General features: G+C 66.6%; 14 protein-coding genes. 7 read left to right on the forward strand and 7 right to left on the reverse strand.

Annotated features, from left to right (window positions below):
- Positions 1-169: 169 nt before the first annotated feature.
- From WCL10_RS12900 to WCL10_RS12915, 4 genes are all read right to left on the reverse strand, one after another.
- A complete protein-coding gene (locus tag WCL10_RS12900) occupies positions 170-652 on the reverse strand; it encodes a hypothetical protein (RefSeq protein ID WP_336896060.1) in 483 nt (160 codons plus the stop codon).
- A 322-nt stretch (positions 653-974) separates the two neighbouring features.
- Entirely contained in the window at positions 975-2,498 is a 1,524-nt protein-coding gene (locus tag WCL10_RS12905) for a DHA2 family efflux MFS transporter permease subunit (protein WP_336896061.1), read from the reverse strand.
- 1 nt (position 2,499) lies between these two features.
- On the reverse strand, positions 2,500-3,684 hold the full coding sequence (locus tag WCL10_RS12910) for an HlyD family efflux transporter periplasmic adaptor subunit (protein WP_336896062.1): 1,185 nt from the start codon (positions 3,682-3,684) through the stop codon (positions 2,500-2,502).
- Positions 3,681-5,033 carry an efflux transporter outer membrane subunit gene (locus WCL10_RS12915; RefSeq protein ID WP_336896063.1) on the reverse strand — a complete coding sequence of 451 codons (1,353 nt, stop codon included), beginning with the start codon at positions 5,031-5,033 and terminating at the stop codon, positions 3,681-3,683. The genes WCL10_RS12910 and WCL10_RS12915 overlap by 4 nt, the downstream gene beginning before the upstream one ends.
- A 167-nt stretch (positions 5,034-5,200) precedes the next feature.
- On the opposite strand from WCL10_RS12915, the gene WCL10_RS12920 reads away from it, so the two are divergent.
- From WCL10_RS12920 to fghA, 3 genes are all read left to right on the forward strand, one after another.
- Entirely contained in the window at positions 5,201-5,854 is a 654-nt protein-coding gene (locus WCL10_RS12920) for a TetR/AcrR family transcriptional regulator (protein WP_336896064.1), read from the forward strand.
- A gap of 129 nt (positions 5,855-5,983) precedes the next feature.
- Entirely contained in the window at positions 5,984-6,358 is a 375-nt protein-coding gene (locus WCL10_RS12925) for a VOC family protein (RefSeq protein WP_336896065.1), read from the forward strand.
- Positions 6,359-6,369: 11 nt separating this feature from the next.
- Entirely contained in the window at positions 6,370-7,227 is an 858-nt protein-coding gene (fghA, locus tag WCL10_RS12930; protein WP_336896066.1) for an S-formylglutathione hydrolase, read from the forward strand.
- A gap of 218 nt (positions 7,228-7,445) precedes the next feature.
- Here the strand turns inward: fghA and nusB are convergent, their stop codons facing one another.
- From nusB to hisG, 3 genes are read right to left on the reverse strand one after another with little or no spacing between them, the layout of a single operon-like run.
- Positions 7,446-7,910, reverse strand: coding sequence for a transcription antitermination factor NusB (gene nusB, locus WCL10_RS12935; RefSeq protein WP_336896067.1), 465 nt, complete (start codon positions 7,908-7,910; stop codon positions 7,446-7,448).
- Positions 7,907-9,193: a histidinol dehydrogenase gene (hisD, locus tag WCL10_RS12940; protein WP_336896068.1), complete on the reverse strand. Its 1,287-nt coding sequence runs from the start codon at positions 9,191-9,193 to the stop codon at positions 7,907-7,909. The genes nusB and hisD overlap by 4 nt, the downstream gene beginning before the upstream one ends.
- A complete protein-coding gene (gene hisG, locus WCL10_RS12945) occupies positions 9,193-9,870 on the reverse strand; it encodes an ATP phosphoribosyltransferase (protein WP_336896069.1) in 678 nt (225 codons plus the stop codon). The genes hisD and hisG overlap by 1 nt, the downstream gene beginning before the upstream one ends.
- On the opposite strand from hisG, the gene WCL10_RS12950 reads away from it, so the two are divergent.
- From WCL10_RS12950 to WCL10_RS12965, 4 genes are all read left to right on the forward strand, one after another.
- Positions 9,869-10,966, forward strand: a complete 1,098-nt coding sequence (locus WCL10_RS12950; protein ID WP_336896070.1) for a DUF2332 domain-containing protein — start codon at positions 9,869-9,871, stop codon at positions 10,964-10,966. The genes hisG and WCL10_RS12950 overlap by 2 nt on opposite strands.
- A gap of 106 nt (positions 10,967-11,072) precedes the next feature.
- Positions 11,073-11,738, forward strand: coding sequence for an HD domain-containing protein (locus WCL10_RS12955; RefSeq protein ID WP_336896071.1), 666 nt, complete (start codon positions 11,073-11,075; stop codon positions 11,736-11,738).
- An 8-nt stretch (positions 11,739-11,746) separates the two neighbouring features.
- Positions 11,747-12,325: a hypothetical protein gene (locus WCL10_RS12960; RefSeq protein WP_336896072.1), complete on the forward strand. Its 579-nt coding sequence runs from the start codon at positions 11,747-11,749 to the stop codon at positions 12,323-12,325.
- A 50-nt stretch (positions 12,326-12,375) separates the two neighbouring features.
- On the forward strand, positions 12,376-12,867 hold the full coding sequence (locus tag WCL10_RS12965; RefSeq protein WP_336896073.1) for a GNAT family N-acetyltransferase: 492 nt from the start codon (positions 12,376-12,378) through the stop codon (positions 12,865-12,867).
- The last annotated feature ends 2 nt before the right edge of the window (positions 12,868-12,869 follow it).

Here is a 12,869-nt window from a genome sequence, read left to right on the forward strand (position 1 = left end):
GCGCGGAGTGAATTCCTCCGTCGCGTCTAACTCGGCATGTACCCGTGAACTTGCGTCTGGCAGGCCGCGACGCTGCCAAGTCAGGCATAGGCGCCCAAACGAAATCGGCCCGGCCTTTGCGAGGCCGGGCCGATTTTTGTTGCGTGGGCATTAGGCGCCCAGCACGCGATCAGCCGCCCGGGCTATGGCCCGAACCGATGGCGCCGCCAAGTGCAAAAGCCGCAGCGGTGAGGCCGACGGCCACGCCAATGCTCGTGCCAGCGCCGCCAGCCACGGCCCCTGCAGCAGTCGCCGGTGCAGGCGGGGTGGAAACCGGCTGAGCAGGCGGGGTCGTCGCAACGGTCTGCGGCGGGGTGTAAGGAGCGTAGGTCTGCGGCGCAGCGGGCGCAGCCGGGGTCGCGTTCGACGTCGTCACCGTGGTGTTGCGGGGCAGAGCACCTGCATTACGCTGGCCCTTCCAGGCCACCGCGACGCACCGATGCCTCTTCTTCGAATAGCGCTTGCCCGCCGGGCACTTGGTCGAGCGCTTGTGTACTTTGTGCTTGGTAGGTGCACCGGCATCGGCATTGACGATCACCGGCGCGGCGATCAGCGAAGCGGCGGCCAGCGCGCACATCGCTCGGGCTACAAAGCCAGCAGAGGGGTTAGCCATCTTGTCACTCCACAAAAAAAGAGATGCGCCTCAGGGCGACTGGAAATTGGCGAGTCTTTTCTTTTTTGGACCCGACCCTCGTATGGGGCCTCAGGATTCGTACTTAGCATAGAGAAGGTATTTTCGCAAAGCGCGAATGGTCGAAGGTCTCGCAATTGCGTTAAGTCTCTTAAGTAAAAGAAGAAATTTGCGCCAATCTGGAGGGGCTTGGCCGAAACTCGTCCAATTGGCGGCAGTCGACGCCGTGCCAAGACACCCGCGGCCGACGTGTTCCAGTGGGCGAGACTTGCAACATAAATATTTAAAAACAAAAACTTAAAGTTCAATGTGCCGCGCTCAGGTCCACTTCGCCGCGCGGGCGCGGGGCGAACCACACGATCAGCGCTGCGAGTGCGAACAAGGCCGTGCAACCCCAGAAAATGGCGTTTGTGGCCAGCGTCACGGCCTCGGTCTGGACGATTCGCTCAAGCACCATGCGGCTCTGTTCCACCGACAGGCCGGTGCCTTGCGGCAGGGGATGGACCAGTCCGGCAAGCTCTGCATGCGCGCTGCTGGCCTCGCGCTCCCACAGGGTGGTCGCCAGCGAGGTGGCAAAGGCGCCCGCCAGCGTGCGCACGAAGTTCTGCAGACCCGCAGCCGAGGCGGTCTGATCCGGACGCACCGAGCCCAGCGCGAGCGAGGTCGTGCCGATGAAGAAGAAAGGCATCCCGATGCCCTGCAGGAACTGGGGCAGCGAGAGCGTGAAGAAATCCATCTGGGTCACCCAGCCGGTGCGCAGCAGCGACATGAGGCCGAGCCAGACCACGCCGAACGTGATCAGGCGCCGCACGTCGTAACGGGCAATCATCCCCGCCGCCACCGGCGAAAGGATCACCGCCATGACGCCGATAAACGCCGTGGCGTAGCCAGCATAAGTCGCCGAATAGCCGAGATTGGTCTGGAGGAAGAGCGGGATGACCACGATCGCCGAGAAGAACGCGGCGTAAGTGATGCTCTGCACCGCCACACCAACGCTGTATCCGCGCTGCGCAAAGACGCTGAGATCGACCACCGGATTGGCCTCGGTCAGCTCCCAGATCAGGAAGGCGGCAAATCCGATCACCGCAATCACCGCCAGCGTGCAGATGAACGAGCTCGCGAACCAGTCCGCATTGCGGCCCTCGTCGAGCACGACCTGCAGCGCGGAAACCCAGATCACCAGCAGCACCAGCCCGATATAGTCGATCGGGCGCTTCACGGTGGGTGTTTCGAAGCGCCGCACATAGCGCAGTGCGAACACGACGCAGAAGGCGGTGACGGGCAGGTTGAGGAAAAAGATCCAGTGCCAGGTCCAGTTGTCGGAGATCGTACCGCCGAAGATCGGCCCGAGGATCGGCGCAACGACGACGGTCATCGCCCACAGTCCGAGCGCCGTGCCGACCTTCTCGGGCGGGAAGACCCGCACCATCAGCGTCTGGGACATCGGCATGATCGGCCCGCCGCTCAGCCCTTGGAAGATGCGGAACACGATCAGGGCCTCGAGGCTGCGCGAAAGCCCGCATAGCAGCGAGAACAAGGCAAAGCCGATGAGCGCCGTGAGGAACACGCGCACCGCGCCAAAGCGCGCGGCCAGCCAGCCCGAAAGCGGCACGCAGATCGCTTCGGCCACCGAATAGGAGGTGATCACCCAGGTGCCCTGTGACGGCGAAACCGCGAGGCTTCCGGCGATATGCGGCACCGAGACATTGGCAATCGTGATATCGAGCACGACCACGAAATTGGCGAGCGCCAAGCTCATGCCCGCGAGGCCCAGCTGCCAGCCTTTCAGGCCTTCCGGCCGTGCCTCGAGCGCCGCCGCGCCGTTCATCTCACTTCGCTCCGGTGTCGATCGTCGCGGTCATGGAGAGGCCGACGCGCAAGGGGTGCGCCTTGAGTTCCTTCGGATCGAGCGCGACGCGTACCGGCAGGCGCTGCACCACCTTGATCCAGTTGCCGGTAGCGTTCTGTGCCGGGATCAGCGCCTGCGCCGAACCCGTGCTGCCCGAAAAGCCGGTAACACGGCCGTGATAGACCACGCCGCTGCCATAGAGGTCCGATGTCAATTCCACGCTCTGGCCCGGCGCCACGCGGCGCAGCTGGCTCTCCTTGAAGTTGGCATCGACATAAGCCTCGCCCACCGGAACCACGTTCATCAGCACCGCCCCTGGCGCGACGCGCTGGCCGACCTGCACATTGCGCTGGGTGACGATGCCGTCCACCGGCGCGCGGATCACGGTGCGCGCCAGATCCAGCTTCGCACGCTCGAGCCGCGCCTTGGCAGCGAGGACGTCGGGGTTCAATTCGGGCGAAGTGCCGCCCACCAATGCCGCATTGGCGTTCGATTGACCGGTGGCCGAGCCGCGCACGGCTCGCGCCTGGGCAAGGTCCGCTTCGGCAACAGCAAGCTGGCCCTGCGCTGCGGCAAAGGCGTTGCGCGCGCTCGAAAGCTCCTCTCCCGAAACCGCGCCGCCTGAAACCAGCGCCTCGCGCCTCGTGAGATCTAGCCGGGCACGAGCAAGGTTCGCCGAAGCGACACCAACCAGTGCCTGCTTGCGAGTGATATCGGCCGCGCTCGCGCTCACCTGCGCATAGAGCGCGGTGCCGGTGGCGACGGTCTGATTCACCCGGCGCAGCGCCTGCTCGACAGCCGCCTCGGCCTCGGCCAGTGCGATTCGCGCGTCGGACGGGTCAAGCTCGACCAGCACGTCTCCCTTCTTCACGCTCATCGTTTCGGACGCGGCCACGCGCAGCACTGTGCCGTTGGCGAGCGGGGTTACCGGCCCGATCTCGGCGGCGACATAGGCGTTGTCGGTCTCGACATAGCGCCCGGCAAACAGCAACTCATATCCGGCGTAAACCAGCCCCGCCGCAAGCACGATGCCGCCGAGAATGGCAAAGCCGCGTTTGCGCTTTGCCGCCGCCGTGCTGGCGGGCGCGGGTTCCACGGTCGGGGTGGATTCGAGCATGATCTGGGGGTCGCGGTCGGCCATCGGGGTGTCCTCGGTCAGGCTCATGCCTGGGGTCCATATCCGCCGCCCAGCGCGCGGATGAGTTCAACGTTCACGGTCAGCGCACGGGCATCAAGCGTGGCGGCGAGCTGGCGGGTCCTGAGCAGCGCGTCCTGCGTCGTCAGGACGGATAGATAGGGCGAAAGCCCGCCTTCGTAGCGGCGGCGCGCGATGGCATAGGCCTCCTCGGCAGCGGCCAGTGCGGCACGGGCCTCGGCCTGCCGGGTGCCCAGCGCGCGCTGCGCGGCGGCGGCATCGGCGACTTCGTTCAGTGCGCGCACCAGCACGGCGTTGTACTGCGCCACGGCCTCGTCGTAGTCGGCACGCGCGGCGCGGTAATTCCCGGCGATGCGCCCACCCGCAAAGATCGGCAAACTAACCGCCGCGCCCGCCTGCCCGATATCCGAACCTTGCGCAGTGAGATTGCCCAGCCCCAGCGACTGCAAGCCGATGAAGCCGATGAGATTGACGTTGGGATAAAACCCCGCATGCGCCACCGTGATGCGCGCGCCGGCGGCCTCGGCGCGGCAGCGCGCAGCGGCGATATCCGCACGGCGGCCAACGAGATCGAGCGCGAGAATGGCTGGCAGTGCGGGCGCGGGCAGGGCGCGCGCGGCAGGGAGCGCAATTGCCGCGCCGCGCTCGGGCCCAGCGCCAAGCAGCGCGGCCATCCGGTTGCGCGTCAAGGCAATCGCCTCGTCCGTCGCCGCCAGGTCCCCGCGCGCGAGCGGCACGCCCGCATCGGCCTGGCGCTGCTCCCCGCGTGTATCGAGCCCGCTCGCCACGCGCCGCGCGACTAGCTGGGCCACTTCCTCACGCTGCTGGACCGCGGCCACCTGCACCTCGCGCTCGGCGGCAAGCCGGGCGAGGTCGGCATAAGCGGCGGCGACCGAGGTGGCGAGTGCCAGCCGGGCGGCGCGCGCCTCGAGTTCGGCGGCTTCGCGCTCCGATGTTGCGGCGCGCAGCGCTGCGCGGTTCTTGCCGAAGAAGTCGAGTTCATAGGCCAGATCGAGGCTGGCGCGCCCGGTGTCGTTGTAGCCCTTGGGCACGAACTGGGCGGGAAAACCGTTGTTGTAGCTCTGCTTGACCTCGGCCACTTGGCCGCTGGCGGAAACCGTGGGCAGCAACGCTGCGCCCGCGCTCTGCGCATAGGCCTCGGCCTTGCGCGCCCGCGCCTCGGCGGCGGCGAGCGTGGGCGAGCCTGCCAGCGCTTCCTCGATGAGCGCGGCGAGCTGCACGTCGCCATAGGTTTTCCACCAGCCTTCGCCAGGCCATGCGGCGGACGCGCCGCTTGCGCCCGGCGGGGTAAGCGAGCCCAGCGTGGCGGGATCGCGCAGTTCTGGTCGCGGTCCCATCTCGGGCACGGACGCGCAACCGGTCAGAATCGCACAGCCGGCCAGAAGCGCGGCGGCGTGCCGGGAGAGATAACCAATGCGCATCGAAGACACCATAATGACAGTACGGTTCGGTCACTAATGAGTTGCCCGCTTGCCTCTTTCGAGTCAAGTGCTAAGTGTACGGAATGGTCACTAGTCAGGCAGCCACGCAGCACCGGTTGGGGCGGACAAACCCCGACGAACGACGCGAGCATATCCTCGCCGTCGCTGCGGAGATATTCGCCCGTGAGGGCTACGGCATCACCTCGATGTCATCGATTGCGGCGCGGCTGGGCGGTTCCAAGGCGACGCTCTACAAATACTTCGCCTCGAAGGAGGAACTGTTTCACGCGGTGATGCAGCGCAAGTGCGAGGTGGTGATCGGCCCGCTCGAAGAGCTCGCCGATACCGCGCGCGATCCGGCAACGCTGCTCCACACCTTCGGCAAGATTTTCCTCAGCCGGCTTTGCCAGCCCGATGCCCTCATCATCCACCGCACGGTGCACGGCGAGGGCCAGCGTTTCCCGGAAGTCGCGCGCGCCTTCTTCGCGTTCGGTCCGGAAGCGGCCTATTCCGTGCTGGGCCCCGCGCTGGCCCGGTTCCATGCGGAAGGGCTGATCGATTGCCCCGATCCGCGCCTCGCAGCCGAGCAGTTCCTTGCCATGGTGCGCGGCGATCTGCATCTGCGCGTCTCCAGCGGACTGATCCCGCCGCCTGAAGAGGCCGAGATCGAGCGCCAGGTCGCCCATGCTGTCGGCATCTTCGTGCGCGGCATCGCCCGGCACGATCGACCCACCTGAACTCTCCCGCCTGAAATCTGCCCGCTGCTCTGGCTGGGGCCTTGACCACACGCCCCCGGCACGGGCAAACCCGGCCCGCGCCGTTCCCGCCCGGGGCGGCACACAAGGCTGACGATAAAAGGAGAGGCCATGTTTTCGCACGTCATGCTCGGCAGCAATGATATCGAGCGCTCGAAGAAGTTCTATGATGCCACGTTCGCGGCATTCGGCGGCAATCCCGGGATGGTCGATCCCAAGGGCCGACTGATCTACGCACATGGCGGCAGCATGTTCCTCCTGACCCCGCCGATCAACGGCGAGCCTGCCTGCCCCGCCAACGGCGGCACGATCGGCTTCGCGATGACGCCGGACCAGGCCGATGCCTGGCACGCCGCCGGCTGCGCCAATGGCGGCACCGCGTGCGAAGACCCGCCGGGCCCGCGTGAAGGCTCGCCGTTCTACCTCGCCTATCTGCGCGATCCGGACGGCAACAAGCTGTGCGCGCTGCACGTGATCGGCAGCTGAGGCACAAGGACATGGCGACCGACACCACGTTCGAGACCGTTTCGACGAGCAAGGCGCACGGCGGCACGCTCGGCGTCTATCGGCACCAGTCCACCGCGACGGGGACGGGAATGACCTTTTCGGTCTTCCTGCCCCCGCAGGCGGAAGCGGGGGCAAAGCTCCCCGTCCTGCTCTACCTTTCCGGGCTCACCTGCACGCACGCCAATGTGACGGACAAGGGCGAGTACCGCCGCTTCTGCGCCGAACACGGGCTGATCTTCGTCGCCCCCGATACCAGCCCGCGCGGCGAGGGCGTGGCTGACGATCCGGAAGGCGCTTACGACTTCGGCCTCGGCGCTGGCTTCTACGTCAACGCAACCGAAGAGCCGTTCACCGCGCACTACCACATGTGGGACTACGTCGCGCACGAACTGCCCGCGCTGCTTGAGGACCACTTTCCCATCGATCCCGCGCGCATGGGCATCACCGGCCACTCGATGGGCGGCCACGGCGCGCTCACGCTGGGGCTGACCTTCCCGGACAAATTCAAGTCTCTCTCCGCTTTCGCGCCGATCGTGGCGCCGGGGCAGGTGCCCTGGGGCCACAAGGCGCTCGGCGGCTACCTCGGGCAGGACCGCGCCGCCTGGCGTGCGCACGATGCCACCGCGCTGGTCGAGGACGGCCTGCGCCCGGCGGGGGATATCCTGCTCGATCAGGGCGCGGCGGACGCGTTCCTCGCCGAACAGCTGCGCCCCGAACTCTTTGAGGCTGCGTGCAAGGCCGCAGGCGTGGACCTCACGCTGCGCCTGCAGCCGGGCTACGACCACAGCTACAACTTCATCTCGACTTTCATGGAAGACCATATCCGCTGGCACGCCGCGCGGCTTTGAGTCCTCAGCTTCGTCGTTGCACGCGCAAAAACGAACCGGGAGTGGTTGGGAGACGGGCGATAACCCCTCGCGCGCCAGAGGCCGTTCTTTCTGAATTCCAGCATTCAGAATGAGCAAAGGAGGAGAGAAAACGGCTTCGCCGAAGGAGCAACATCTCTGCGCTCTTCTTTCCCTCTGCGTCTCTGCGAGAGACATTTCTCTCCCCCCTCAAAGGGGAATCAATCCGCCCGCACGTCCTTCGCGATCGCATCGAGCAGACCGTTGACGAACTTCGTCTCGCGCGCATCAAAGAAAGCGTGTGCCACGTCGAGGTATTCGCTGATCACCGTGCCCACACCGATATCGGTTCGCGCCACCAGTTCGTAGGCTCCCGCGCGCAGGATCTGCAGCATCGTGCGGTCGAGCCGCGCGACCGACCAGCCATCGGCGAGCCGCCGCGTCAGCAGACCGTCGATCTCCTCGCGCCGCGCCGCCACGCCGCGCACCACGTCGTCGAAGAAGGCGACATCGGCCTCAAGGTACTGGTCGTCCTCGATCTCCGCGCCCAGCCGGTGCATGTGGAACTCGTCGAGCAGCGATGCCAGCGGCGGCTGCTCCATCTCAAGCTGGTAGAGCGCCTGCACCGCGGCAAGCCGCGCGGCAGAACGGGCTGGCAGGCGGGCAGGGCCTTTAACGCGCGTCATATTCCAAGCCTCAATTCGATCGAGCGGGCGTGCGCGGCAAGGCCCTCGGCCTCGGCCAGCGCGACGGCGGCAGGCCCGACCGCGCCAAGCGCCGCCTCGCTTACCGCGATAAAGCTGGTGCGCTTCATGAAATCGAGCACCGACAGCCCGGACGCAAAGCGCGCGCGCCGCCCGGTGGGCAGCACATGGTTGGGCCCGGCGACATAGTCGCCGATCGCCTCGGGCGTATGGCGGCCGAGGAACACCGAACCGGCGTGCCGAATGCCGGCAAACAGCGCCTCGGGGTCATCCGTCGCGATCTCGACATGTTCGGCCGCCAGCGCATTGGCAAGGGCAGGGGCCTCGTCGAGCGAACCCGCCACGATGATCACCCCGTGCGCATCCCAGCTTGCCCGCGCCACCGCCGCCGTCGGCAGCAGCGCGATCTCGGCTTCCACTGATGCCGCCACCGCATCGGCAAACGCGGCATCATCGGTGATCAGGATCGCCTGCGCGGCGGGATCATGCTCAGCCTGGCTGAGCAGGTCTGCCGCGATCCACTGCGGATCGTTGGCCGCATCGGCAATCACGAGGATCTCGGAGGGGCCCGCCACCATGTCGATGCCGACGACGCCGTAAAGCTGGCGCTTGGCTTCGGCCACCCAGGCATTGCCGGGGCCGGTGATCACATCGACCGGCGCAATGCGCTCGGTGCCATAAGCCAGCGCCGCAATCGCCTGTGCCCCGCCGATGCGCCACACTTCATCGACGCCGGCCAGATGCGCGGCGGCCAGCACCAGCGGATTGACCGCGCCCTTTGGTGTCGGCGTCGTCACAACCAGGCGGCCCACGCCCGCCACCTTGGCCGGAATCGCGTTCATCAGGAGCGAGGAGGGATAGGCCGCACGTCCGCCGGGCACATAAAGCCCCGCGCCGTCGACACCGCGCCACTTCGCGCCGAGCCGGACCCCTGCGGCATCCTGATAGTCGCGGTCCTCAGGCAGTTGCGCCTCGTGATAGGCGCGGATGCGCTGCGCCGCGAGTTCGAGCGCGGCGCGAAGGCCGGGCTCCAGCGCATCGAATGCCTCGCGGCAGGTCTCGGCGGAGATGCGCCATTCATCGCCGAGGTCGTGTCCGTCAAACCGCGCGGTATAGTCTGCGAGCGCCGCATCGCCGCGTGCGCGCACATCGGCCAGAATCGCGGCGACATCGCGCGCGACGTCGGCATCGCTCTCGCGCCGGTCGCCGACAACGGCAGCAAAGGCTGCGGCAAACCCCGCCTCGCGCGTGTCGAGCCGCAGCATCAGGACGCCTTTCCGCTGGCGACCAGTTCGCGGAACGCATCGATCAGGGCGCCCATGCGCGCCGGATCAGTCTTGAGCGCGGCGCGGTTGACGATCAGGCGGGCCGAGACCGGCATGATCCGGCTCGTCTCGACAAGGCCGTTGTCCTTGAGCGTGCGGCCCGAAGACACGAGATCGACGATCCGGCTGGCAAGGCCGAGCGAAGGCGCCAGTTCCATCGCGCCGTTCAGCTTCACCACTTCCGCCGCGACGCCCAGCTTTTCGAAATGGCGGCGCGTGAGGCTGGGATATTTGGTCGCGACGCGGGCATGGCTCTCGCGCGTGTTGGCACCGCTGGCCACCATGTCGGCGGGCTCGGCCACTGACAGCCGGCAATGCCCGATGTCGAGATCGACCGGCGCGTAGAGGTCGGCATAGTCGAATTCGTCGATCACGTCCGAACCGACGATCCCTGCCTGCGCCGCGCCATGCGCCACGAACGTCGCCACATCGAACGCGCGCACGCGAATGATCGTCATGTCCGGCCGGCTCGTGGCAAAGCTCAGCTTGCGCGAGGCCTTGTCGAAGAAGTCGGCCTCGGGCACGACTCCCGCCTTGTCGAGCAGGGGAAGCGCCTCCTCGAGGATGCGGCCCTTGGGCAAAGCGAAGACGATAGGGGCAGGTGTGGGAGCGGACATGGCTCGGCGCCCCCTATGGCAAAGGGCCGGAAAGGGCAACCTTATGGACGCGGTGATGGACGGCAATGATGTGGCGGCAGCGATCACCTGGCAGGCGGACCACGCCGCGAACAACGGCTCGCCCTGCACGGCGCGGGTGGTGCGTGCCCAGCTTGCATTGCTCGGCGGCGAAACGGAGACCGGGCGCCGCCTCGCAACTTGGCCGGGCAAGCCGCTGGAGGATGCGCTGCCGCTGCGCCTTGCGGGGGGATTCCACCATCTGGCGCTCTCCGGAACGGACTTGCGTCTCTTCCCTGTCTATCGCGGCGAACTGACTGATCAGCATGCCATCGACTCCCTGATCGTGGACCTCGCCCACCAGTACGACGCCACGCTTTCACCCTGGCTCGATGGCCCGCCGCAGACCAACGAGGCGGGCCGCTCCGCCTCGATCATGGCCGCGCTGCTCTGGCTTTCCCCGCGCCTCGGCCCGCGCTTCGAGTTGAACGAACTGGGCGCGAGTGCGGGCGTCAACACGATGATGGAGCGATACCACTACGATCTTGGCGGCACCGAGGTCGGTCCGGAAAGCTCGCCGATGCGAATCAGGCCCGAATGGCGGGGGCCGCCGCCCGCGCCCGCGCGGGTGGAGATCACCTCCATTCAGGGCTGCGACCGCGCTCCCGTGAACCTTGCCGATCCGACAGAGGCGCTGCGCCTGAAAAGCTACGTCTGGGCCGAAGTGACTGAACGCCTTGCGCGCATCGACGCCGCGACTGCATTGGCGGGTGAGCAGCCCCCGCACCTCGTGCAGATGGATGCGGGCGAGTGGGTCGACCAGCGCCTCGCCGCACCGCTGGAAGCCGATACCACCCGCGTATTCTACCACTCGATCGTCTGGCAGTATCTTCCGCCTGAAACCCGCACCCGGATTACGCGGGCGATCACCGGGGCGGGCGAGGAGGGCCAGCGCCTCGCGTGGATCATGCTCGAAACCAACCGCGAAACCTTCCGCCACGAACTCACCGTCCGCTACTGGCCCGGCGGCGGCGAGCCGGTGCTGCTGGGCGAGGCCCACGCCCACGGCGCTTGGGTAGCATGGCACGGCAATAAATAGGGACAGTCCCCATTTTCTGAGTCGAACCGGCAATGGCCGCACAGGCCAATTGCGCCATCCCGCCCCCATGCTAGCATCCAGCGGTTATCGCCCCGAAAGGCCCCCCATGCGCCCGTTCAGACTGCTCCTCGCTGCCCTCGCGCTCACCGCCGGACCGGCGCTGGCCGATTCCCCGCCGCTCGACTGGCGCGGGCAGGTGCTTGCGTTCAATGCGGAGCATTGCAAACACCCCGCCTGGGGCTTTTCGCATTCCGCGCGCGACTATGCGCTCGCCAAGTCCATGGCCGCCGCCGACAAGGTCACGCTGGATGACGACGTGCTCTTCGCCGCTGCCTACCTGCACGACATCGCCGCGTTCAAACCCTACGAGAAGCCCGATCTCGACCACTCTGATGTCGCGGCCGATCTGGTAGGCGAGATCCTCGCCCCGATGGGTTTCCCGATGGCCAAGCTGCCCAAGGTCCAGGCCGCGATCCGCGAGCATATGTACTACCGCACGCCGACGGTGCCCGAATCGCTCTACCTCCACGACGCCGACGCGCTCGACTGGCTCGGGGCCATCGGCGCTGCGCGCATCATGGCGCTGGCGGACCCCAATGGCGGCCAGCCCGATACCCCAGCCGTGCTGCCGATGCTGAAGGAAAACCTGCGCGACGTGCCAGCGCGGGTGCTATCCCCTGCTGGCAAGGCGCTGATGCCGGCGAAGCGTGATCTGCTCGCCAAATGGCTGGAGACGCTTTCGGCCGAGACGGACGGGTTCAAGACGCTGTAAGCCGGATCATGCGCGCAGCCCCTGCCTTTGGACTTGCGTGTATCGCGGCGCTGCAGGCGCTGCTCGGCGGCTGCGACGGCCACAAGCAGGCTCCAGCCCGGTCCCTGATTGGCGATGGCACCCAGCCTGCTCTCCCGCTTGCTCCGGATGAGACGGTGACGATCGGCTACAACGCGAACAGTCGCTCCGAGCAGCACAATTCCATCATGATCCGTCCCGATGGCACGATCACGCTTGATACCGATGGCGGCACACGCGAATGGCGGACGGTTTCGACCAAGCGAATTCCTGCAAGCGCGTTGAAGGCATTGCGGGACCGGCTTGCGGTCCTTCGGCCTCCAGTTCGGCAGCCGGGCAAGCCAGAGGAGGTCGAATGGTTCCTGCCGGTCGGCTGCCATACAGTGTACGATGGCGGTACATATGGCGGGCTGATATTCCAGAAGACGGGTTACGCTGCGCGTTGGGTAACGATCCCGATGTCAGGCTGCGATACCAACATCGCCAAGCGGATCATGCGCATGCTGAAGCCGATCGTGAACGATGAGCCGATCAATGCGCGGGCGGTAGGGCTGGAGCTTTCGAACTGATCGCATGATCCCTCTTGCAGACGGCGCCTTCTGTCAGCACAGCGCACAATATGTCTACCATCACCTACCGCCCTTATGCCAAGTCCGACGAGGATGCGGTCATTACCCATATCCTTGGGATCCAGCAGGGCGAATTTGCGGTGCCTGTGACTCCCGAGGAGCAGCCCGATCTGCGCGCGGTGGCCGAGGTCTATCAGTCCGGCGCAGGGGGTTTCTGGGTGGCCGAGAAGGATGGCCGGATTGTCGGCACCATTGGCCTGATCGGCTTCGGCAAGGATCAGGGCGCGCTGCGCAAGATGTTCGTCGCGGCGGAAGCGCGGGGGCGTGAGCATGGTGTGGCAGCGCGCCTGCTGGCGATTCTTGTCGATCATGCCCGCGCCAATGGGATCACCGCGGTCACCCTCGGCACCATCGAACGCCTCCATGCCGCGCGGCGCTTCTACGATAAAAACGGCTTTGCCTTGATCGACCCCGATGCCCTGCCCACCGGGTTCCCGCGCATGGCTGTGGACACGCACTTCTACCGGCTCCAACTCGCGTGACG

This window comes from Novosphingobium sp. (genome assembly GCF_037133355.1).
GTDB lineage: Bacteria > Pseudomonadota > Alphaproteobacteria > Sphingomonadales > Sphingomonadaceae > Novosphingobium.